Below are 20431 nucleotides of genomic sequence, written 5' to 3'. Positions count from 1 at the left end.
AGATATCATCTCGAGTTTGACCCGGCACATGCCGGAATGGCGCCAATCCTAGGCCTTAAGGTGATTTTGCGGCCAATGCTGATGCACGCTAACCTATGCACAAACGGCATAGTGATTGGTGTGACGTCAATTGATATTCGAGCGTGTTCCATTTTGGTGCATGCCGGGAGATGTGCTTCATGAACCTCGAAAGCAAATGGCTGGAAGACTTCAGCGCGCTGGCCTCGACCCGCAGTTTTTCCCAGGCGGCCGAACGACGTTTCGTCACCCAGCCGGCCTTCAGTCGGCGCATCCGCAGCCTGGAAGCGGCCTTGGGCCTGACCTTGGTGAATCGTTCCCGCACCCCCATTGAATTGACCGAGGCGGGTCAGCTGTTTCTGGTCACGGCGCGCACGGTCGTCGACCAGCTCAGTGAGGTTCTGCGTCATCTGCACCACCTTGAAGGTGGCCAGGGCGAGGTCATTCAGGTGGCGGCGGCGCACTCGCTGGCATCGGGGTTCTTCCCGCGCTGGGTCGCGCAGTTGCGCAACGATGGCCTGAACATCGCCACGCGCCTGGTTGCGACTAACGTCGGAGACGCGGTACATGCGCTGCGCGAGGGTGGTTGCGACCTCATGCTGGCGTTTTACGATCCGGATGCGGCCCTGCAGATGGACGCCGAGATCTTCCCGTCGCTGCACATGGGCATCACCGAGATGCTGCCGGTGTGCGCGGTGGACGCAGACGGTAAACCACTGTTCGACCTTGAGGGCGACGTCAGCGTGCCGCTGCTGGCTTACAGTGCCGGTGCCTTTCTCGGACGCTCGGTCAGCTTGCTGCTGCGCCAGCGCAACCTGCGCTACACCACCGTGTACGAGACGGCCATGGCTGACAGCCTCAAGAGCATGGCATTGGAGGGCATGGGCGTCGCCTGGGTGCCACGCCTGTCGATGCGCGGCGAACTGGAGCGCGGCGAGCTGGCGATCTGCGGACCCAGCCAGTGGCATGTGCCGTTGGAAATTCGCCTGTATCGCTGCGCGCTGGTACGCAAGGCCAATGTTCGCCTGTTGTGGCGCAAGCTGGAATCTGCCGGTAACTCGAGCGAAGCGTCAGTCTGAGTTGTACCGGAGGTAGTTGCGGATGGCCGCGCGATTGGCAGCGCTGTAGGTGTAGCAGTTGCCGCGCAGCGAGGTGCGGGTGGGCACCATGTAGCTCTCGCACGGCCAGCCGTTGTAGCTGATCTGCGCCTGTTCATGCGTGGCTGAAAGCAGGTGGCCGAGTTCGTGTCCCGGGTCGCTTGGGCTGTGGGTTGAAGCCACGGCGGTGGTGTCGCTGGGGTGGGGCAGCCCGGCAGTCGGGAGCATGCCGCTTGTGCCATATCTGGCCTGGGTGAGCAGCAGGTCTTTGTTCATATAGGAAAACGGCCGGCCTGAGCGCTGAGCCTGAATCTCGTCGGTGAACGTATCGAGCAGTTGGTGCGGCGCCAGGGCGTGGTAATCGATGTCGGTCAGCCCTGCGATCGAGCGCTGATAGATCACTTCGATCGGGTGGTCGGTGAAGCTGCGCATTTCTTCCAGCCAGTGCTGGAAGTACCGTTCGTGCAACTGCTCGTCGCTGATATCGGCTAGCTCGTCATGGGGATAAACAGTGATCACCAACGGCCTCGTGGCCCAGGCCGCAGACACAGTCATGCAGCACGCCAGACCTAAGGCAAGCGCAATGTCTCGGGGTTTGTTCATCTCGGAACCTTCAGGGCGCGAACTATGAAAAAGCCGCAATTTTGCCGGCTGGACCGACACCGGGTCAGTAGGAAAAGTTGTCTCCTGAGACAGCTTGCCCTTTGATCCGACATGTGCTTGCAGGGCTGGGCGGTTCGCTTTGAAATGAGCTACAATCCCGCGCCTTCGGCCGACCCGGTCGATTCAGAATCCGTATGACAAGCCACGCCGGTCCACCTGCGTGGCTTGTTGCTTTTAGCGCGCCAGACGGCGCTTGCAGGAGAGGCTCGACGATGAGTGCACTGGTTGGCGTGATCATGGGCTCCAAGTCCGATTGGTCCACCCTTAGCCACACCGCCGATATGCTGGAAAAACTCGGCATTCCCTATGAAGTGAAGGTGGTTTCCGCCCATCGCACCCCGGACTTGCTGTTCCAGTATGCCGAAGAGGCCGAAGGGCGTGGCATCGAGGTGATCATCGCAGGCGCTGGTGGCGCTGCGCACTTGCCAGGCATGTGCGCTGCCAAGACCCACCTGCCGGTACTGGGCGTGCCGGTGCAGTCGTCAATGCTTTCGGGCGTCGATTCGTTGCTGTCGATCGTGCAGATGCCGGCCGGCGTACCGGTCGCGACCTTGGCCATTGGCCGCGCCGGCGCGGTCAATGCGGCGCTGCTGTCGGCGAGCATCCTGGGTGCCAAGCACCCGCAGTTCCACGCGGCGCTCAAGCAGTTTCGCACTGAGCAGACCGACACCGTGCTGGATAATCCAGACCCGCGCCAGGCTTGAGGTCGAACGTCATGAAAATCGGTGTAATCGGTGGCGGCCAACTGGGCCGCATGCTGGCCCTGGCGGGTACTCCGCTGGGCATGAACTTCGCTTTTCTCGATCCGGCAGCAGACGCCTGCGCCGCCTCGCTGGGCGAGCATCTGCTGGCCGGCTACGCCGACCAGGATGCCCTGCGCCAGCTGGCCAACGACGTTGACCTGGTGACCTTCGAATTCGAAAGCGTCCCAGCTGAAACCGTGGCCTTCCTGTCTCAGTTCGTCCCGGTCTACCCGAGCGCCGAGGCGTTGCGCATCGCCCGCGATCGGCTGTTCGAAAAGAGCATGTTCCGCGACCTTGGGATTCCAACTCCAGCGTTCGCCGACATCCTCTCGCAACAAGACCTGGAGGCGGCGGTGGCCAGCATCGGCCTGCCTGCCGTGCTCAAGACCCGCACCCTGGGTTACGACGGCAAGGGCCAGAAGGTGCTGCGCCAGCCGCAAGATGTGGCAGGCACCTTTGCCGAATTGGGCAGCGTGCCGTGCCTGCTGGAGGGCTTCGTGCCGTTCACCGGTGAAGTGTCGCTGGTCGCGGTGCGTGCCCGCGACGGTGAAACGCGCTTCTACCCGCTGGTCCACAATACCCACGTCGATGGCATCCTGCGCCTGTCGGTGGCGAGCGCTGCGCATCCGCTGCAAAGCCTGGCCGAAGACTACGTAGGCCGCGTGCTCAAGCAACTGGACTACGTCGGCGTCATGGCCTTCGAGTTCTTCGAAGTCGACGGTGGCCTGAAAGCCAACGAAATCGCACCGCGCGTGCACAACTCCGGCCACTGGACCATCGAAGGCGCCGAGTGCAGCCAGTTCGAAAACCACCTGCGCGCCGTGGCTGGCCTGCCGCTGGGCTCGACTGCCAAGCTGGGCGAGAGCGCCATGCTCAACTTCATCGGCGAAGTCCCGGCAGTGGAGCAGGTGGTGGCCATCGACGATTGCCACCTGCACCACTATGGCAAGGCTTTCAAGGCCGGCCGCAAGGTCGGGCACGCTACCCTGCGTTGCCAGGACATGACCACCCTGAAGGCCAAGATTGCCGATGTAGAGGCCTTGATCAGCAACTGATCGAACTTCTGCCCGCGCCAAGCCCTCTGAAATGGCAACACGCCAAAGCGCTGTCTAGGCTTTGGCTTGTTTCATCTTTAATGCAGAGGGATTGCCATGGGTATCATCGGAACCATCTTCATCGGCCTCATCGTCGGCCTGCTGGCGCGTTTTCTCAAACCGGGCGACGACAGCATGGGCTGGATCATGACCATTCTGCTGGGTATCGCAGGCTCCTTGCTCGCCACCTACGGTGGCCAGGCACTGGGGATCTACCAGGCAGGCCAGGCCGCAGGCTTCCTGGGCGCGCTGATTGGTGCAATCATCCTGCTGGTGATCTACGGATTCATCAAGAAGCGTTGAATTCTGGTTAGAATGCCCGGCAATTCATCCCGAGTTGCCGAGCAGTTCATGCGTGCATTCTTTCTCGTTCCCCTTCTCCTGGCCAGTGCCCTGGCCCATGCCGAATTGCCCGAAACCGATTGGCTGGAGCTGATGCCCAAGTCCGATCAGAAGGCGCTCGAGCAGATGCCTGAAATCGACCATAATTCGCCAGAGGCCGATGGCACCTTCACCGCCAAAGGCGGCTTGAAGCAGAGCAAAGGCCTGCCGGCGGTGATGTATTCCACCAAGACCGTGCCCGCGCTGAATGGCAAGCAGATCCGCCTGGGCGGTTATCCCGTGCCCTTGGAAAGCGATGCCAAGGGCAACAGCACCTTGTTTTTCCTGGTGCCGTACCCTGGCGCCTGCATCCACGTGCCGCCGCCGCCGCCGAACCAATTGGTGCTGGTGCGCTACCCGAAAGGGCTGAAGATCGCCGACATCTACACGCCGCTGTGGGTCAGCGGCACGCTGAAGGTGGAGAAGGTCAGCAACGACCTCGCGGATGCTGCGTACGCGCTGGATGCCGGGAAGGTGCGAGTGGTCGAGGATGCGGATCTCTGATCGCGCTCCGGCCGGGTTGCGGGGCCAATCACTGGCCCCATCGTGAAATCAGAGCGCGGTGCTGCTGATGCTGACGCGTAGCGAATGGCTGGCACCCGGCTCAAGCTCAACCAGGTCATCCCAGACATTGGCCGTCTCGATGCAGAGCATGCGTTGCCAGCCGTCATCGGCCATGTCGGTCAGCTCGCTGGCCCGCTCGGTCCAAGGGTTCCAGATCACCGCAGAGCGCGAGCCGGTGCTGGCAAGGGTGATGCGGCGTTGCCAGTGTGGATCGACGATGCTCAGCTGTGGCGGCGTATCCAGGTAGATGCGGTCGGTTTCGCCGGTGAACGCCAATGCACCCTGTTGCTGGCGCTGCTCCCAGTCGGCCAGGGTTTCGACATACGGCAAGTCCTCTACGCCTTCGACGCGCACCTGGCGTACGTCGCTGACGGCGAAATAGCTGTGCAGGGCCTGGCTGATGGTCACCGGGCTATCGCCGCGATTATGGCTGTTGAGGGATACATCCAAGGCTTCGCCCATGACGATCTGCAGCGTCAGCTCGACGTCGTGTGGCCAATCCGGCAGCTCGCCGCGTGCTGACGGCAGCTCGAAGGTGATGTGCAGGGCCTGACCGCGCTCTTCGATCCCCAGTAGTTGCCAGTCGCGGGTACGTGCCAAGCCATGGGCCGGCGCCTGTTCACCACGGTACATCGCCTGAACCGATTGCGGATTGCGTTGCAGGTTGCCGAACCACGGCCAGCATACCGGAACACCGGCACGTACCGATTTGCCCTGGCGGAAGATGGCCTGCTCGCTCAACCACAGCAGCGGCGGCTCGCCGACCCGCTGATAGCTGAGAATCTGGGCGCCTTGCTGGGCGATCAGAAGTTCACCGTGGGCGCTGCTGATGCGCCAGCAGTTCAGTTCGCCATGTTGCTCGGAATCGACCTCGAAGGTAGCCATTGCACTCATCTCATTGTTTGCCTGTGGGCCCTTGGACCCGATGACGTGCAATGAGTTTACCGCTCGCGTGGGTCAGCGGCGAGGCACTGAGCGCGTGCGGCCACTGCCGTCGATGGCGACGAAGACGAAAGTCGCTTCGGTGACCTTGCGCCATTCGCTGGACAACGGGTCGTCGCTCCAGACCTCGACCATCATGCGAATCGAGCTGCGGCCGATTTCCAAGGTCTGGGTGTAGAACGACAGTTGCGCGCCAACAGCCACGGGCACCAGGAACGCCATGCGGTCGATCGATACCGTGGCCACGCGACCGCCTGCCACACGGCTGGCCATGGCCGTGCCGGCAAGGTCCATCTGCGCCACCAGCCAGCCGCCGAAGATATCGCCGAAGCCATTGGTTTCGCGCGGCAGCGCGGTGATTTGCAAGGCCAGATCGCCTTGTGGGATAGGATCTTCTTGTTCGAGCTCAATCATGCGATGGGGCCTCTGACCCGTGACGCTTTCGTTGATGTGGCGCGGGGCCGCTAGTCGATTCAACTAGCGACATACTACGCCGATTCCGCTTTGCTGGGCGGCCGTGGGCAAACTCTGCGAAATCGTCTGACATTTTGATCGGCGTTTTCGCACAAATTGCGTAGATAGAAGCGACTTTTTCCTACGAACGGCCAGTATATATAGCAATCGTCCAGCGACGACCGTGCCTTCATGAATATTTGTACAGATTTTGTTCCGCTTTCGGCGCGGCTCGGCAATTTGCTATCTTCGCTCCTCGCCCCATCCCAGAAGCCGCGTGCCAAGCGGCCTGCACGACCTACAAAGAGAACGAAGAGCGATGACTTCCGTGCCCAGCAGTATCGAGCAGCCGTCCCGGCCGCTGACCCGCAGCGACTACAAGACCCTCTCACTGTCCGCCTTGGGCGGAGCGCTGGAATTCTACGATTTCATCATCTTCGTGTTCTTCGCCACCGTGGTCGGCAAGTTGTTCTTCCCCCCTGACATGCCCGAATGGCTGCGCCTGATGCAGACGTTTGGGATCTTCGCCGCCGGTTACCTGGCGCGTCCGCTGGGCGGCATCATCATGGCCCACTTCGGCGACCTGCTCGGGCGCAAGAAGATGTTCACCTTGAGCATTTTCATGATGGCCCTGCCGACGCTGATCATGGGCCTGCTGCCGACCTACGCGCAGATTGGCCTGTGGGCCCCGATCCTGTTGCTGCTGATGCGGGTGATACAGGGCGCGGCGATTGGCGGTGAGGTGCCGGGCGCCTGGGTGTTCGTCTCCGAACATGTGCCGGCGCGTAACACGGGCTACGCCTGCGGCACGCTTACCGCTGGCCTGACCGCCGGCATCCTGCTCGGTTCGCTGGTCGCCACGTTGATCAACACGGTCTACAGCGCTGAAGAAGTTGCCGGCTACGCCTGGCGAATTCCGTTCCTGCTGGGCGGGGTGTTCGGCCTGTTCTCGGTGTATCTGCGCCGCTGGCTCCATGAAACTCCGGTGTTTGCCGAAATGCAGCAGCGCAAGGCGCTAGCCGAGGAGCTGCCGCTGCGCGCCGTGCTGCGTGATCACCGCGGCCCGATCATCTTGTCGATGCTGCTGACCTGGATGCTCTCGGCTGGGATCGTGGTCGTGATCCTGATGACGCCGGCCCTGCTGCAGAGCATCTATCACATCAGCCCAACCGATTCGCTCAAGGCCAACAGCCTGGCAATCGTGTTGCTCAGCCTCGGCTGCATCGGCGCCGGCAGCCTGGCCGACCGCTTTGGTGCAGGCCGGGTCTTCGTGGTCGGCAGCCTGCTGCTGCTGGCCAGCTCCTGGACCTTCTACCATAGCCTGCCAACCCACCCTGAGCTGCTGTTCCCGCTGTATGCGGTAACCGGCCTGTGCGTGGGCGTGATCGGTGCGGTGCCCTACGTGATGGTCAAGGCATTCCCGGCGGCGGTGCGGTTCAGTGGCCTGTCGTTCTCCTACAACGTGGCCTACGCGATCTTCGGCGGCCTGACGCCGATGGTGGTGACGGCGTTGCTCAAGATCAGCCCGATGGCGCCGGCTTACTACGTGGCCGGATTGTGCGGGGTGGGTCTGGCGGTAGGGGTGTATCTGCTTGCCAACAAGCGCTGATTCAGCGACGCCTTCAGTCCACACCTCGGGAGCGGCGGGGCACGGCCACTCCCTTGGAAGCAGGGCACCGCAGGGGCAATGATGGCCTTTCATCCATTTGTCACAATTGGGTCATATCGTGTTCATGCGGCCTGCAGATACTTGGCCCCGTTCCATCCAGCACCCCAATATTCCTGCTAGGAGCAAGGCATGAAACTGAAGCGTTTGATGGCGGCCCTCACGTTTGCCGCCGCTGGCGTTGCCACCGCCAACGCGGTAGCCGCTGTCGACCCTGCGATCCCGACCTACACCAAGACCACCGGTGTGTCGGGCAACCTCTCCAGCGTCGGCTCCGATACGCTCGCGAACCTGATGACCTTGTGGGCTGAGGCCTACAAGAAGGAATATCCAAACGTAAACATTCAGATTCAGGCCGCAGGCTCCTCCACTGCGCCACCTGCGCTGACCGAGGGCACGGCCAACCTCGGCCCGATGAGCCGCAAGATGAAGGACGTCGAGCTGCAGGCCTTCGAGCAGAAATACGGCTACAAGCCAACTGCCATTCCGGTCGCTGTCGACGCCCTGGCCGTGTTCGTGCACAAGGACAACCCGATCAAGGGCCTGACCATGGCTCAGGTCGATGCGATCTTCTCGTCTACCCGCCTGTGCGGCGCCAAGGCCGATGTCAAAACCTGGGGCGACCTGGGCGTGACGGGCGACCTGGCCAACAAGCCCGTGCAGCTGTTTGGCCGCAACTCGGTATCGGGCACCTACGGGTATTTCAAGGAAGAGGCGCTGTGCAAGGGCGACTTCAAGCCAAGCGTCAATGAACAACCAGGCTCGGCGTCGGTAGTGCAATCGATCAGCTCCTCGCTCAACGGCATCGGCTACTCCGGCATCGGTTACAAGACCGCCAGCGTCAAGACCGTAGCCCTGGCCAAGAAGGAAGGTGGCGAGTTCGTCGAAGACAACGAAGCCAACGCGCTGAACGGCACCTACCCGCTGTCGCGCTTCCTCTATGTTTACGTGAACAAGGCGCCGAACAAGCCGCTGGCGCCGCTGGAAGCGGAGTTCGTCAAGTTGGTGCTGTCGCAGGCAGGCCAACAAGTGGTGGTCAAGGACGGCTACATTCCGCTGCCGGCCAAGGTCGTCGACAAGACCCTGGCTGACCTTGGGCTGTCTCGATCCGGTAACATCGCCAAGCAATAATCCCGGTACGAGGCCGGTGTTGGTGCCGGCCTCGTTCATGTCTTCCCAGTCCGGTGCCAGGTTTCTGAGCAGCGGGCTTTTGTGCGTCAACTCACTGTCATGTTTCTGTCATACGGGACCGCTAGGGTGTGCGCATGAATGATCTGGCCAATTCCAAAATGTCCGCTGATTCCCCACCTTTGCGCATTGATTTCAATACGCCCGAGCTGCAACGCAAACGCCGTATCCGCGCCCTCAAGGATCGCCTGACCCGCTGGTACGTGCTGGTCGGCGGCCTGGCCGTACTGGCGGCAATCACCCTGATCTTCTTCTACCTGGCTTACGTCGTGCTGCCGCTGTTCCAGGGTGCGCAACTGACACAGAAGCCGGCATTGGCGCCGAGCTGGCTGCAGCAGGATGCCGGCAAGCCGCTGATGATCGCGCTCGAAGAGCAGAACCTGGTCGGCATGCGGGTAGCGGATCAGGGCCAGGTGCTGTTCTTCGACACCAAGACCGGCAATGCACTTAAGCGCGTCGATCTGCCGTTGCCGCCGGGCACCCAGGTCGTCTCGATCAGCGCCGACCAACCGGGCAGCCCGCTGGTGGTACTCGGCCTGTCCAATGGCCAGGCACTGGTGTTCCACCACACCTACAAGGTGACCTACCCCGACAACCAGAAGACCATCACCCCTGGCCTGGACTACCCGTACGGCCAGGCGCCGTTCGTGCTGGACGACCAGGCTCGTGCTCTTGAGCATGTCAGCGTCAATGTCAACGGTGACACGCTGATGCTGGCCGGCTCCACCGGCGCGCACCTGCAGGTCGTCGAACTGTCGCGTAGCGAGAACATGATGACCGGCGAGGTCAGCACCGAGCAGCGGCGCATCGAACTGCCGCAGATGACCGAGGCGGTGAAGAACATCTTCATCGATCCCCGCCAGCAGTGGCTTTACGTGATCAACGGCCGCGCGACTGCCGATGTCTTCAGCCTGCGCGACAAGAGCCTCAACGGCCGCTACAGGCTCACCGACAGTGCCGATACCGAAATCACCGCCACGGCGCCGCTGGTCGGCGGCATTTCGCTGATCATCGGCGATTCCAAAGGCCGGTTGGCGCAATGGTTCATGGCCCGCGACCCCGACGGCGAGCAGCGCTTCAAGCAGATCCGCACTTTCCAGATGGGCAAGTCGCCCATCGTGCAGATCGATGCCGAGGAGCGTCGCAAGGGCTTCATCGCCCTGGACAGCGCCGGGCAACTGGGCGTGTTCCACAGCACCGCACATCGCACGCTGCTGGTCGAGCCAGTAGCCGAGGGCCCGGGAATCCTCGCGCTTTCGCCGCGCGCCAACCGCATCATCATCGAGCAGGGCGGCAAGCTGCTGCCGCTGAGTCTGCGCAACCCGCACCCTGAAGTGTCCTTCAGCGCCTTGTGGGGCAAGGTCTGGTACGAGAACTACGACGAGCCCAAGTACGTGTGGCAGTCGACCGCTTCGAACACCGACTTCGAGCCCAAGCTGAGCCTTTCACCGCTGACCTACGGCACCTTGAAGGCCGCGTTCTACGCAATGATCCTGGCGGCCCCGCTGGCCATCGCGGCGGCCATCTATACCGCCTACTTCATGGCCCCAGGCATGCGTCGCAAGGTCAAGCCGGTGATCGAGTTGATGGAAGCCATGCCGACGGTGATCCTCGGCTTCTTCGCCGGCCTGTTCCTGGCTCCCTACCTGGAAGGTCACCTGCCCGGTGTGTTCAGCCTGTTCCTGATCATGCCGCTGGGTATCCTGCTGGTCGGCTTCGGCTGGAGTCGCCTGCCCGAGTCGATTCGCCTGCGCGTGCCCGATGGCTGGGAAGCGGCGATCCTGATTCCGGTGATCCTGGCGATCGGCTGGTTCGCCCTGTCGGTCAGCCCGTGGTTGGAGAGCGCGTTGTTCGGCGGCGACATGCGCCTGTGGATCACCGAGACGCTTGGCCTGCGCTATGACCAGCGCAATGCCCTGGTGGTCGGCATCGCCATGGGTTTCGCGGTCATCCCGAACATCTATTCGATCGCCGAGGACGCCGTGTTCAGCGTGCCGCGCAGCCTGACCCTGGGCTCTCTGGCCCTGGGCGCGACGCCCTGGCAGACCCTGACCCGCGTGGTGATCCTGACTGCCAGCCCAGGCATTTTCTCGGCGCTGATGATCGGCATGGGCCGTGCGGTGGGCGAAACCATGATCGTGCTGATGGCCACCGGCAACACGCCGGTCATGGAGCTGAACATCTTCGAGGGCATGCGCACCCTGGCCGCCAACGTGGCGGTCGAGATGCCCGAGTCGGAAGTTGGCGGCAGTCACTACCGCGTGCTGTTCCTCGCGGCGTTGGTGCTGCTGATGTTCACGTTCGTCATGAACACCTTGGCCGAGCTGATACGCCAGCGTCTGCGCAAGAAATATTCGTCGCTTTGACAGAAGGTAGCGATCGGTGAAAAAGGATTCCCTCAAAGGCTGGTTCAAGAGCGGCGCGCCCGGTGTCTGGATCAGCGCCGGTGCCGTGGCCATGGCGGTGATCATGACCATCGGCCTGCTGTCGGTCATCGCCGTGCGCGGCCTCGGCCATTTCTGGCCGGCGGATCTGGTGCAAGCGACCTACAAGGTGCCGGGCCAGGCCGATCACACCGTCATCGGCGAGGTGGTGCAGAGCGAACAAGTGCCGCGCGAGCGTCTCAAGGGTGCTGGCTTGCCAGTGCCGGACGACGGGCCGCAATTCATGACCCGAGCGCTGATCAAGGTGGGTAACCGCGACCTCAATGGCAGCGACTTCACCTGGGTAATTGGTGATTGGCTGGTCGATGAGCAGCGCCCAGCCGAGTTGATGACCCTGGAGCGTCGCGAATGGGGCAACTTCTACGGCTATCTGGTCAGCGTCAAGCAGGACGGCCGCGTGCTGGCCAGCGGCGCGGCGGCCTGGGACGAACTGCAGGCCCGGCTCAAGCGTGCCAACCAGCTCAACCGTGAATTGCAGGCGCTGGAAAAGAAAGACATCGGTGCCATCAACCATGGCCTTGAGCGCCTGCGCCTGCAAGGGCGCAAGCTCGAGCTCGAAGGCAAGTTGGACGCCGCGGCCCAGGCCGATATGCAAGCCGAGCGTGCCGAGCTCGACAGCCGCTACAAGGCCATCGAAGAGCGCCTTCTGAGCCTGCACCAGGCGTTTGCCCGCGACAGCCTGGTGGCCCGGGACGGCAACGGCCGGGAAGTTGAAATCAACTTGAGCAAGGTTGTCCACGCCACGCAGCCGAACGCGATGTCCAGCGTGAGCAAGCTGACGACCTACTTTGCCAAGGTGTGGGAATTCCTCAGCGATGATCCGCGCGAGGCGAACACCGAAGGCGGCATCTTCCCGGCGATCTTCGGCACGGTGATGATGACCTTGATCATGGCTGTGATCGTCACGCCCTTCGGCGTACTGGCGGCTGTCTACCTGCGCGAATACGCTCGCCAAGGCCCGGTGACGCGCTTGATTCGTATCGCCGTGAACAACCTGGCCGGCGTGCCGGCGATCGTCTATGGCGTGTTCGGGCTGGGCTTCTTCGTCTACGTCCTGGGTGGCTCGATCGACCGCTTGTTCTTCCCAGAGGCCTTGCCGGCACCGACCCTGGGCACGCCAGGGCTGCTCTGGGCCTCGCTGACCCTGGCGTTGCTCGCAGTGCCGGTAGTGATCGTCGCCACCGAGGAAGGCCTGGCGCGGATCCCGCGAACGGTGCGCGAAGGTTCACTGGCGCTGGGCGCAACCAAGGCCGAAACCCTGTGGAAGATCGTTCTGCCGATGGCCAGCCCGGCGATGATGACCGGCATGATTCTCGCTGTGGCCCGCGCTGCCGGTGAGGTGGCGCCGCTGATGCTGGTCGGGGTGGTAAAGCTGGCGCCCTCGCTGCCGCTGGACGGCAACTACCCGTATCTGCACCTTGACCAGAAGATCATGCACCTGGGTTTCCATATCTACGACGTCGGCTTCCAGAGCCCGAACGTGGAGGCCGCGCGCCCCCTGGTATACGCCACTGCGCTGTTGCTGGTGCTGGTGATCGCTACGCTTAACCTGTCAGCGGTATGGATCCGTAACCACCTGCGCGAGAAGTACAAGGCGCTGGACAGTTGATTGACGCTTCAAGCCACGGCCAGCCCAAACAGCTTGCCGTTTTGCCACAATTTGCAGCTTGCAGCTCAGCGCTTGCAGCTACAACGGAGTCGACCATGCAGCATGAACCGCAAACCCGCAGCATCGATATGTCTGCCCTGGGCCGTGACAAGCAAGGGCTTCGCCTGGCTGAGGAAACCGTCGCCATCGAGGTGCCTGGCCTGAGCCTGTTCTACGGCGACAAGCAGGCGCTGTTCGATGTCCAGATGAACATCCCCAAGCAGCGCGTGACGGCGTTCATTGGCCCATCCGGCTGCGGCAAGTCGACCTTGCTGCGCACCTTCAACCGCATGAACGATCTGGTCGACGGTTGCCGCGTGGAGGGTGCCATCAACCTTTATGGGCACAACATCTACCGCAAGGGCGAGGATGTGGCCGAGCTGCGTCGTCGGGTTGGCATGGTCTTCCAGAAGCCCAATCCGTTCCCCAAGACCATCTATGAGAACGTCGTGTACGGCCTGCGCATCCAGGGCATCAACAAGAAGCGCGTGCTCGACGAGGCGGTGGAGTGGGCGCTCAAGGGCGCAGCGCTGTGGGACGAAGTAAAAGACCGCCTGCATGAATCGGCCCTGGGCTTGTCTGGTGGTCAGCAGCAGCGTCTGGTGATCGCCCGTACCATTGCGGTAGAGCCGGAAGTGCTGCTGCTCGATGAACCATGCTCGGCTCTGGACCCGATCTCGACCTTGAAGGTCGAAGAGCTGATCTATGAACTCAAGGCCAAATACACCATCGTCATCGTCACCCACAACATGCAGCAGGCAGCCCGCGTTTCGGACTACACCGCATTCATGTACATGGGCAAGCTGATCGAATTCGGCGATACCGATACCTTGTTCACCAACCCGGGCAAGAAGCAAACCGAAGACTACATCACCGGTCGTTACGGCTAAGGGCGTCCACGTCGCAGCGGCAAGCTTCGAGTTGCAAGCTGCAGCGAAGAGCGATCGGCGTAGCGCCACGGAACGACACGAACCACTTGAAGCGTGCAGCTTGCCGCTTCGCGGAGCGAACACATGATCAACAAAGAAAGCCTGACGCACCATATTTCTCAGCAGTTCAATGCCGAACTCGAAGAGGTGCGCAGCCACTTGCTGGCCATGGGCGGCTTGGTCGAGAAGCAGGTGAACGATGCCGTCACCGCGCTGATCGAGGCCGACTCGGGCCTGGCCCAGCAGGTGCGCGAGGTCGATGAGCAGATCAACCAGATGGAGCGCAACATCGACGAAGAATGCCTGCGCATCCTTGCTCGGCGCCAGCCAGCTGCCTCTGACCTGCGCTTGATCATCAGCATCTCCAAGTCGGTGATCGACCTGGAGCGTATCGGCGACGAGTCGACCAAGATCGCCCGCCGCGCCATCCAGTTGTGCGAAGAGGGCGAGTCGCCGCGCGGCTATGTCGAGGTGCGCCACATTGGCGATCAGGTACGCAACATGGTCCGTGACGCCCTGGACGCGTTCGCCCGTTTCGATGCCGACCTGGCCTTGGCCGTGGCCCAGTACGACAAGACCATCGACCGTGAATACAAGACGGCGTTGCGCGAACTGGTCACCTACATGATGGAAGACCCGCGTTCCATCTCGCGGGTACTCAGCGTGATCTGGGTGCTGCGTTCGCTGGAGCGCATCGGCGACCATGCGCGCAATATCTCCGAGCTGGTGATCTACCTGGTGCGCGGTACCGATGTGCGCCACATGGGCCTCAAGCGCATGCAGGCGCAAGTGCAAGGCAGCGCGGAAGATCCGCGCGAAATCGCTAATGTTCCTGGTCAAGCGGACGATAAATAAGATTGCTCCCGAGCTACGACGCCCGGCCTGTGCCGGGCGTTTTCGTTTGCGGCAGAGCAATCGGCAGGCACCCGCGAACGATGCGAAGAAGTCCCGGCGTGACCCAAGAGTTGGCAAATGGCCACCATTGCGCGGTAGGCTAGTCGGGTTCAAGAGGAGTATCGATGAGTAAAGTCAATGTGCTGGTCGTGGATGACGCGCCGTTCATTCGTGACCTGGTCAGAAAGTGCCTGCGCAACGCCTTTCCCGGCATGGTCATCGAGGATGCAGTCAACGGCCGCAAGGCCATGGCCATGCTCGGCAAAGAGCGCTTCGACCTGGTGCTGTGCGATTGGGAAATGCCTGAGATGTCGGGCCTGGAGTTGCTGACCTGGTGCCGCCAGCAGGCTGAAATGAAGGACTTGCAGTTCATCATGGTGACCAGCCGTGGCGACAAGGAAAACGTCATCCAGGCCATCCAGGCCGGGGTTTCCGACTTCGTCGGCAAGCCGTTCACCAATGAGCAGCTGTTGACCAAGGTGAAAAAGGCGCTGACCAAGATCGGCAAGCTCGAGGGCCTCATCGCCGGTGCGCCGGCGCGGGTGAATTCGGCGTTCGCCAACGATTCCTTGAGTGCGCTGACCGGTGGCAAGCCCGAAGCAGTCAAAGTGGCGGCCGCCAGCGCCGCGCCAGCCAAGCCGCTGGTCAACGCGCCGAAGCCGCAAAGTGCCGCCGCTGCGGCAGCCCAGGTCGGGCGAGGGCAGGGCCAGCTGCGCCTGTCCAGCGGCAGCCAGCCCTGCGTGATCAAGGCCTTGAGCCTCAAGGAAGCCTTGCTGGTGGTGCGCCGTAGCACAGCCTTGCCGCAAGTGCTCGAGGGCGCAGTGCTCGACCTGGAACAGGGCGAAAACGCCGAGGTGGCGCGGCTCAATGGGTATCTGCATGCAGTGGCTGCGTTGGAAGCCAAGCCTGACAGCGAGTGGCTGCAGTTGAACTTCAAGTTCGTCGACCAGGATGCGCAGAAGCTCGACTACCTGTCGCGCCTGATCGCCCGTGGCACCCAGCAGAAACACTTTACCCCCGGCGCCTGAGCGGGGCGCGACCCTGCTCGGTACGGCTCAGGTCGAGCGCTGTCACAGGCGGTGCTCGCAACTGGCGGTGTGATCCGACCAATAGCACTATCGCGGATTTCTGGCGCTGCTAGTCTTCGACAGACCCTAACTGTCAAAAAGCCACCATCATGCTCGCAGCCGCCCGCTTGTTGCTGTCCTGTGCCTTGCTTTCGGCGTCGGTATCGAGCCTGGGCGCAACCCTGTACAAAAGCGTCGATAACGATGGCGCCGTGTCCTATTCCGAGCATTACAGCCCAGGTGCCAAGGCCCTTGAGCTGCGCGAGCCAATGCTCGAACGCATCGATGAGCGCGTGCGCCTGCAGGCCGAAGTGTTCCCTGGCGGGGTGCGTTTCATGGTGCGTAACGACCTGCACGTGCCGATGCAGGTCCAGGTGCGTATCGACAAGCTGGTCAATGCCTTCGGCGGCAACAAACCGCGCCTGGTGCGCGCCGTGATCGGCCCGCGCTCGACCAAGGTGATCGGCTCGGTGCTGGCGGCCCCGGGTGGGCAATTGCAGTATGCGGCCAACTTCCAGTACGCCATGGGTGATCCGCGCCCGCGCTCGATGGCGTACCTGTATCCGTTTCCTTGGAAAGGCGGGCCGTTTCGCCTGACCCAGGGCGCCAACGGCCGCTTCAGCCACTTCGGCCCCAAGGGCCGCTATGCCATGGATATCGCCATGCCCGAGGGTACCCCGATCATCGCGGCGCGCGGTGGCGTGGTGGTAGGCGTGGAGAACGGCCAGAGCGGACGCGGCAGCCTGCGCTCAGGTAACTTCGTGCGGATCATGCATCCTGACGGCACCATGGGCGTCTACCTGCACCTGATGCGCGGCTCGGTGCTGGTGACGGAAGGGCAGCAGGTGGTAGTGGGCCAGGCATTGGCCAAGTCGGGCAACACCGGCAACAGCACCGGGCCCCATCTGCACTTCGTGGTGCAGCGCAATGTCGGCCTGGCGCTGGAGTCGATACCGTTTCAGTTCGATCGACCGCTCAATGGGTTGCCGGACTTCACGGCCGGCAACCCTTAGGCTCAGTCGAGCTTGAGCACCTTGGCCAGGACGATCTTGGGCCCTTTCATCTTCTTGATGATGATGCGCAGGCCTTCGACCTCGAGCACTTCTTCCTCTTCGGGCACGCGCTTGAGGGTTTCGTAGATCAGGCCAGCGAGGGTTTCCGCCTCGATGTGGTCGAGGTCCACGCCCAGCAGGCGCTCGACCTTGAACAGCGGGGTATCGCCACGTACCAGCAGCTTGCCTGGCTGGTACGCGAGAATGCCGCGCTCGGTCTTGCGGTGCTCGTCCTGGATGTCGCCGACCAGCACTTCGAGCACGTCTTCCATGGTCAGGTAGCCGATGACCTTGCCGTCGGCTTCTTCTACCAGCACGAAGTGCGCGCCACCCTTGCGGAACTGCTCCAGCAATTGCGAGAGCGGCATGTGCCGCGAGACGCGCTCCAGCGGACGGGCGAGGTCTTCGAGGTCGATGGTTTCCGGCAGGTGCTCGAGTTCCGCCAGTTCCAGCAACAAGTCCTTGATGTGCAGCAGCCCGGTGAATTCCTCGCGCTCGGTGTCGTAGACCGGGTAGCGACTGAACTTGTGGCGGCGCAGCAGGGCGAGGATTTCCTTGAGCGGGGCATGGGCATCGATGCTGACCATGTCTTCACGCGAGTTGGCCCAGTCGACCACTTCCAGTTCACCCATTTCCACCGCCGACGCGAGTACGCGCATGCCCTGGTCGCTGGGGTCCTGGCCACGGCTGGAATGCAGGATCAGCTTGAGCTCTTCGCGGCTGTAGTGGTGCTCGTGGTGCGGGCCTGGCTCGCCTTGGCCGGCGATGCGCAGAATAGTGTTGGCACTGGCGTTGAGCAGGTAGATCGCCGGATACATCAGCCAGTAGAACAGGTACAGCGGCACCGCCGTCCACAACGACAGCAGCTCGGGCTTGCGGATCGCCCACGACTTGGGCGCCAGCTCGCCGACCACGATGTGCAGGTAGGAGATGACGAAGAACGCCACGAAGAATGATATGGCCTTGACCAGCTCGGCGCTGTCGACACCCAGGTAGGCCAGCAGCGGCTCGAGCAAGTGGGCGAACGCGGGCTCACCGACCCAGCCCAGGCCCAACGAAGCCAAGGTGATGCCCAACTGACAGGCCGAGAGGTAGGCGTCGAGCTGGTTGTGCACTTTACGCAGGATGTTGCCGCGCCAGCCGTGTTGTTCGGCAATGGACTCGACGCGCGTCGCGCGCAGCTTGACCATGGCGAACTCTGCCGCAACGAAGAAGCCGTTGAGCAGCACCAGCAGCAGGGCAAACATGATCATGCCGAAATCGGCGAATAACGAGGTGAGGCTGATACCAGGGGAAGGGTCCATGATGGAGTTTTTACAGGGTCCGTTTTGGCGTAGAGAAAAAAAGTGCCAGCTCTTGCTGGCACGGGGGATCCAATGTAGCGGCTCTCAGCCTTCGACGGCAAGTCGCATCGACGCAATCTCAGCCCCTGGGGCCCATCAGCTGGGTAGGACCGAAGTGGCAGGTGAAGGTGCTGCCGTGCCCCGGCACGCTACTGATTTCCAGCTTGCCGCGATGACGCATCAACACGTGCTTGACGATCGCCAGGCCCAGGCCGGTGCCACCGGTATTCGACGCACGGCTGGAATCGACGCGATAGAAACGCTCGGTGAGCCGGGGCAGGTGCTTGGCGTCGATGCCAACCCCCGAGTCCTGCACCGTCAGGTGGGCGCCCTGGTCATCGGCCCACCAGCGAATGCGGATGCTGCCCTCGTCCTGGGTGTACTTGACCGCATTGAACACCAGGTTGGAAAACGCGCTGCGCAGCTCTGACTCACTGCCTTTGAGGCGCAAGCCTGGCGCAGCTTCGAGGGTAATGCGTTGCTTGCGCGGGCCCGACAACGCCTGGGCATCCTGCTTGATCGCCGCGAGCAGGGCATCGACAGCCACCGGCTGGTTATCCGACGGGTAGTCGGTGGCCTCGAGCTTGGCCAACAGCAGCAGGTCATTGAGCAGCGTCTGCATGCGCGAGCCCTGCTGAGTCATCTGCTGCAGTGCTCGGGTCCAACGCGGGTTCACGTCCTCGACGTTATCCAGCAGGGTTTCCAGGTAACCGGTGATCACCGTCAGCGGCGTGCGCAGTTCGTGGGACACGTTGGCGACGAAGTCCTTGCGCATCTGTTCAAGCTGATGGATACGGGTGACGTCGCGCACCAGCATCAGGTGCTCGTTGTTGCCGTAGCGGGTGATGTGCAGTTGCACGCGCAGACGGTCGTTGATCGGTGAGGGGATTTCCAGCGGCTCTGCGTAATTTTGCGCTTCGAAGTACTCTTTGAAGCGCGGGTGACGCACCAGGTTGGTCACCGGCTGACCGCCATCCTGAGGCGTCTTGAATCCGAGCAGGGTCTCTGCCGCGCGGTTCCACCATTCCAGGTTGCCGTCGCTGTCGAGCATGATCACTGCATCGCGCAATGCCGCCGTGGATTCCTGCACCCGATCGATCACGGCCTGCAGGCGCCCGCGCACCCGTTGGTCGCGACGCTGCAAATGATAGATGCTGTCGAACACCTCACCCCACAGGCCGTAACCATCGGGCGGTGCTTCATCGGGTTGGTGATTGCGCAGCCAGTCATGCAGGCGCAGCAGCTGCTTGAGGGTCCAGCCCAGGTAGAGTGCCAGGCCAATGGCCAGGCTCCAGCCATAGTAACCACTGATCAGCCCGCCGATCAGGCAGACGGTGATCAACAGCAACAAATGACGAATCAGCGTGGCGTGCCAGTTCTGGTTCACTGGGGGGGAATCCTTCGGACCCAGCTGCAAGCTTCGAGCTGCAAGCTACAAGAGGTGCTGGATCCACGATGGTGATTAATCTCTAGAAGTCGATGCCGACTGCTCTTCCTTGAAGCTTGAAGCTTGCTACTGCTTTTCAGCTCTTGGTGGAGAAGCGGTAGCCGGTGCCGCGAACGGTTTGCACGAGGTTTTCGTAGGCTTCGCCCAGCGCCTTGCGCAGGCGGCGGATGTGCACGTCGACCGTGCGCTCTTCGACATAGACATTGCCGCCCCAGACCTGATCAAGCAACTGCCCGCGCGTGTAGGCGCGTTCCTGGTGAGTCATGAAGAACTGCAGCAGACGGTACTCGGTGGGGCCCATCTCGGCCGGCTTGCCATCGATGGTCACGCGGTGGCTGATCGGGTCGAGCAACAGGCCGCCGACTTCGATCGGCGCCTCGCTGTCGCTGGGGCCGGTGCGCCGCAGCACCGCCTTGAGGCGGGCGACCAGTTCGCGGGGCGAGAAGGGTTTGGTGATGTAGTCATCGGCACCGACCTCCAGGCCCTGGATCTTGTTGTCCTCCTCACCTTTGGCGGTGAGCATGATGATCGGGATATCGCCGGTCAGCTCGTCACGCTTCAGGCGCCGGGCCAGCTCGATGCCGGAGGTGCCTGGGAGCATCCAGTCGAGCAGGATCAGGTCAGGCTTGCGGTCGACGATGATAGCGTGCGCCTGCTGCGAGTTCTCGGCTTCCAGGCAGTCATAGCCGGCCATTTCCAATGCCACGGCGATCATTTCGCGAATCGGCGCTTCGTCGTCGACGATCAGAATGTTTCTGCCAACCATGCTCAAAACCTCTTCCAGAAATCCTGTCTTGG

19 protein-coding genes are annotated in these 20431 nt (G+C 62.3%); 13 read left to right on the top strand and 6 right to left on the bottom strand.

Annotated elements, in window-relative coordinates; all coding sequences use genetic code 11:
* The first annotated feature begins 179 nt into the window (after window positions 1–179).
* The gene (locus ACLEJW_RS07065) at window positions 180–1097 is read left to right on the top strand and encodes a LysR substrate-binding domain-containing protein (RefSeq protein ID WP_178108294.1); all 918 of its coding nucleotides are present in this window, start codon (window positions 180–182) and stop codon (window positions 1095–1097) included.
* Here the strand turns inward: ACLEJW_RS07065 and ACLEJW_RS07060 are convergent.
* Window positions 1089–1670, bottom strand: a complete 582-nt coding sequence (locus tag ACLEJW_RS07060) for a hypothetical protein (RefSeq protein WP_440777284.1) — start codon at window positions 1668–1670, stop codon at window positions 1089–1091. The genes ACLEJW_RS07065 and ACLEJW_RS07060 overlap by 9 nt on opposite strands.
* Before the next feature lie 320 nt (window positions 1671–1990).
* Between ACLEJW_RS07060 and purE the strand changes: the two genes are divergently transcribed.
* The 4 genes from purE to ACLEJW_RS07040 all read left to right on the top strand — a co-directional run bounded on the left by purE (window position 1991) and on the right by ACLEJW_RS07040 (window position 4500).
* Complete coding sequence (gene purE, locus ACLEJW_RS07055; RefSeq protein ID WP_038411454.1) at window positions 1991–2482, top strand: 5-(carboxyamino)imidazole ribonucleotide mutase; 492 nt, start codon at window positions 1991–1993, stop codon at window positions 2480–2482.
* An 11-nt stretch (window positions 2483–2493) separates the two neighbouring features.
* Window positions 2494–3576, top strand: coding sequence for a 5-(carboxyamino)imidazole ribonucleotide synthase (locus ACLEJW_RS07050; protein ID WP_145184435.1), 1083 nt, complete (start codon window positions 2494–2496; stop codon window positions 3574–3576).
* A 96-nt stretch (window positions 3577–3672) separates the two neighbouring features.
* Complete coding sequence (locus tag ACLEJW_RS07045; RefSeq protein WP_145184432.1) at window positions 3673–3918, top strand: GlsB/YeaQ/YmgE family stress response membrane protein; 246 nt, start codon at window positions 3673–3675, stop codon at window positions 3916–3918.
* A gap of 48 nt (window positions 3919–3966) precedes the next feature.
* Complete coding sequence (locus tag ACLEJW_RS07040) at window positions 3967–4500, top strand: DUF3299 domain-containing protein (protein ID WP_145184431.1); 534 nt, start codon at window positions 3967–3969, stop codon at window positions 4498–4500.
* Between the two features lie 48 nt (window positions 4501–4548).
* Here ACLEJW_RS07040 and ACLEJW_RS07035 read toward each other — a convergent pair whose 3' ends face one another.
* Entirely contained in the window at window positions 4549–5445 is an 897-nt protein-coding gene (locus tag ACLEJW_RS07035; RefSeq protein WP_313455154.1) for a D-hexose-6-phosphate mutarotase, read from the bottom strand.
* Window positions 5446–5517: 72 nt separating this feature from the next.
* A complete protein-coding gene (locus ACLEJW_RS07030) occupies window positions 5518–5916 on the bottom strand; it encodes an acyl-CoA thioesterase (protein ID WP_027917060.1) in 399 nt (132 codons plus the stop codon).
* A 358-nt stretch (window positions 5917–6274) separates the two neighbouring features.
* Here ACLEJW_RS07030 and ACLEJW_RS07025 point away from each other — a divergent pair, with 358 nt between their 5' ends.
* The 8 genes from ACLEJW_RS07025 to ACLEJW_RS06990 all read left to right on the top strand — a co-directional run bounded on the left by ACLEJW_RS07025 (window position 6275) and on the right by ACLEJW_RS06990 (window position 16804).
* Window positions 6275–7564, top strand: a complete 1290-nt coding sequence (locus ACLEJW_RS07025; protein ID WP_313295107.1) for an MFS transporter — start codon at window positions 6275–6277, stop codon at window positions 7562–7564.
* A 189-nt stretch (window positions 7565–7753) separates the two neighbouring features.
* Window positions 7754–8752: a phosphate ABC transporter substrate-binding protein PstS gene (locus ACLEJW_RS07020; RefSeq protein ID WP_145184422.1), complete on the top strand. Its 999-nt coding sequence runs from the start codon at window positions 7754–7756 to the stop codon at window positions 8750–8752.
* Between the two features lie 134 nt (window positions 8753–8886).
* A complete protein-coding gene (locus ACLEJW_RS07015) occupies window positions 8887–11175 on the top strand; it encodes an ABC transporter permease subunit (protein WP_313643348.1) in 2289 nt (762 codons plus the stop codon).
* Between the two features lie 16 nt (window positions 11176–11191).
* On the top strand, window positions 11192–12862 hold the full coding sequence (gene pstA / locus ACLEJW_RS07010) for a phosphate ABC transporter permease PstA (RefSeq protein ID WP_440777283.1): 1671 nt from the start codon (window positions 11192–11194) through the stop codon (window positions 12860–12862).
* A 95-nt stretch (window positions 12863–12957) separates the two neighbouring features.
* Complete coding sequence (pstB, locus tag ACLEJW_RS07005; protein WP_145184414.1) at window positions 12958–13791, top strand: phosphate ABC transporter ATP-binding protein PstB; 834 nt, start codon at window positions 12958–12960, stop codon at window positions 13789–13791.
* A 123-nt stretch (window positions 13792–13914) separates the two neighbouring features.
* Window positions 13915–14685 (top strand): phosphate signaling complex protein PhoU, encoded by a 771-nt coding sequence (phoU, locus tag ACLEJW_RS07000; RefSeq protein ID WP_313295111.1) that lies wholly within the window; start codon window positions 13915–13917, stop codon window positions 14683–14685.
* Between the two features lie 164 nt (window positions 14686–14849).
* Window positions 14850–15752, top strand: coding sequence for a response regulator (locus ACLEJW_RS06995; RefSeq protein ID WP_145184408.1), 903 nt, complete (start codon window positions 14850–14852; stop codon window positions 15750–15752).
* A 149-nt stretch (window positions 15753–15901) separates the two neighbouring features.
* Entirely contained in the window at window positions 15902–16804 is a 903-nt protein-coding gene (locus ACLEJW_RS06990; RefSeq protein WP_440777282.1) for a M23 family metallopeptidase, read from the top strand.
* A 2-nt stretch (window positions 16805–16806) separates the two neighbouring features.
* Here ACLEJW_RS06990 and ACLEJW_RS06985 read toward each other — a convergent pair whose 3' ends face one another.
* The 3 genes from ACLEJW_RS06985 to phoB all read right to left on the bottom strand — a co-directional run bounded on the left by ACLEJW_RS06985 (window position 16807) and on the right by phoB (window position 20399).
* Entirely contained in the window at window positions 16807–18147 is a 1341-nt protein-coding gene (locus ACLEJW_RS06985) for a hemolysin family protein (RefSeq protein ID WP_145184401.1), read from the bottom strand.
* A gap of 118 nt (window positions 18148–18265) precedes the next feature.
* A complete protein-coding gene (gene phoR / locus ACLEJW_RS06980) occupies window positions 18266–19573 on the bottom strand; it encodes a phosphate regulon sensor histidine kinase PhoR (protein ID WP_440777281.1) in 1308 nt (435 codons plus the stop codon).
* A gap of 136 nt (window positions 19574–19709) precedes the next feature.
* On the bottom strand, window positions 19710–20399 hold the full coding sequence (phoB, locus tag ACLEJW_RS06975; protein ID WP_003253341.1) for a phosphate regulon transcriptional regulator PhoB: 690 nt from the start codon (window positions 20397–20399) through the stop codon (window positions 19710–19712).
* Between the last annotated feature and the right edge of the window lie 32 nt (window positions 20400–20431).

The sequence above is a fragment of the Pseudomonas sp. SMSB3 genome, from assembly GCF_052041965.1.
GTDB lineage: Bacteria > Pseudomonadota > Gammaproteobacteria > Pseudomonadales > Pseudomonadaceae > Aquipseudomonas.
This window is presented reverse-complemented; position numbering and strand designations above follow the sequence as displayed.

What these genes read in the sequence shown, in the direction of transcription:
- pstB (WP_145184414.1), top strand. Translation starts at nt 12,958, where the DNA reads ATGCAGCATGAACCGCAAACCCGCAGCATCGATATGTCTGCCCTGGGC.
- ACLEJW_RS07040 (WP_145184431.1), top strand. Translation starts at nt 3,967, where the DNA reads ATGCGTGCATTCTTTCTCGTTCCCCTTCTCCTGGCCAGTGCCCTGGCC.
- ACLEJW_RS06985 (WP_145184401.1), bottom strand. Translation starts at nt 18,147, where the DNA reads ATGGACCCTTCCCCTGGTATCAGCCTCACCTCGTTATTCGCCGATTTC.
- ACLEJW_RS07050 (WP_145184435.1), top strand. Translation starts at nt 2,494, where the DNA reads ATGAAAATCGGTGTAATCGGTGGCGGCCAACTGGGCCGCATGCTGGCC.
- ACLEJW_RS07045 (WP_145184432.1), top strand. Translation starts at nt 3,673, where the DNA reads ATGGGTATCATCGGAACCATCTTCATCGGCCTCATCGTCGGCCTGCTG.
- phoB (WP_003253341.1), bottom strand. Translation starts at nt 20,399, where the DNA reads ATGGTTGGCAGAAACATTCTGATCGTCGACGACGAAGCGCCGATTCGC.
- ACLEJW_RS07015 (WP_313643348.1), top strand. Translation starts at nt 8,887, where the DNA reads ATGAATGATCTGGCCAATTCCAAAATGTCCGCTGATTCCCCACCTTTG.
- purE (WP_038411454.1), top strand. Translation starts at nt 1,991, where the DNA reads ATGAGTGCACTGGTTGGCGTGATCATGGGCTCCAAGTCCGATTGGTCC.
- ACLEJW_RS06995 (WP_145184408.1), top strand. Translation starts at nt 14,850, where the DNA reads ATGAGTAAAGTCAATGTGCTGGTCGTGGATGACGCGCCGTTCATTCGT.
- ACLEJW_RS07060 (WP_440777284.1), bottom strand. Translation starts at nt 1,670, where the DNA reads ATGACTGTGTCTGCGGCCTGGGCCACGAGGCCGTTGGTGATCACTGTT.
- ACLEJW_RS07065 (WP_178108294.1), top strand. Translation starts at nt 180, where the DNA reads ATGAACCTCGAAAGCAAATGGCTGGAAGACTTCAGCGCGCTGGCCTCG.
- ACLEJW_RS06990 (WP_440777282.1), top strand. Translation starts at nt 15,902, where the DNA reads ATGCTCGCAGCCGCCCGCTTGTTGCTGTCCTGTGCCTTGCTTTCGGCG.
- ACLEJW_RS07025 (WP_313295107.1), top strand. Translation starts at nt 6,275, where the DNA reads ATGACTTCCGTGCCCAGCAGTATCGAGCAGCCGTCCCGGCCGCTGACC.
- ACLEJW_RS07030 (WP_027917060.1), bottom strand. Translation starts at nt 5,916, where the DNA reads ATGATTGAGCTCGAACAAGAAGATCCTATCCCACAAGGCGATCTGGCC.
- phoU (WP_313295111.1), top strand. Translation starts at nt 13,915, where the DNA reads ATGATCAACAAAGAAAGCCTGACGCACCATATTTCTCAGCAGTTCAAT.
- ACLEJW_RS07035 (WP_313455154.1), bottom strand. Translation starts at nt 5,445, where the DNA reads ATGGCTACCTTCGAGGTCGATTCCGAGCAACATGGCGAACTGAACTGC.
- ACLEJW_RS07020 (WP_145184422.1), top strand. Translation starts at nt 7,754, where the DNA reads ATGAAACTGAAGCGTTTGATGGCGGCCCTCACGTTTGCCGCCGCTGGC.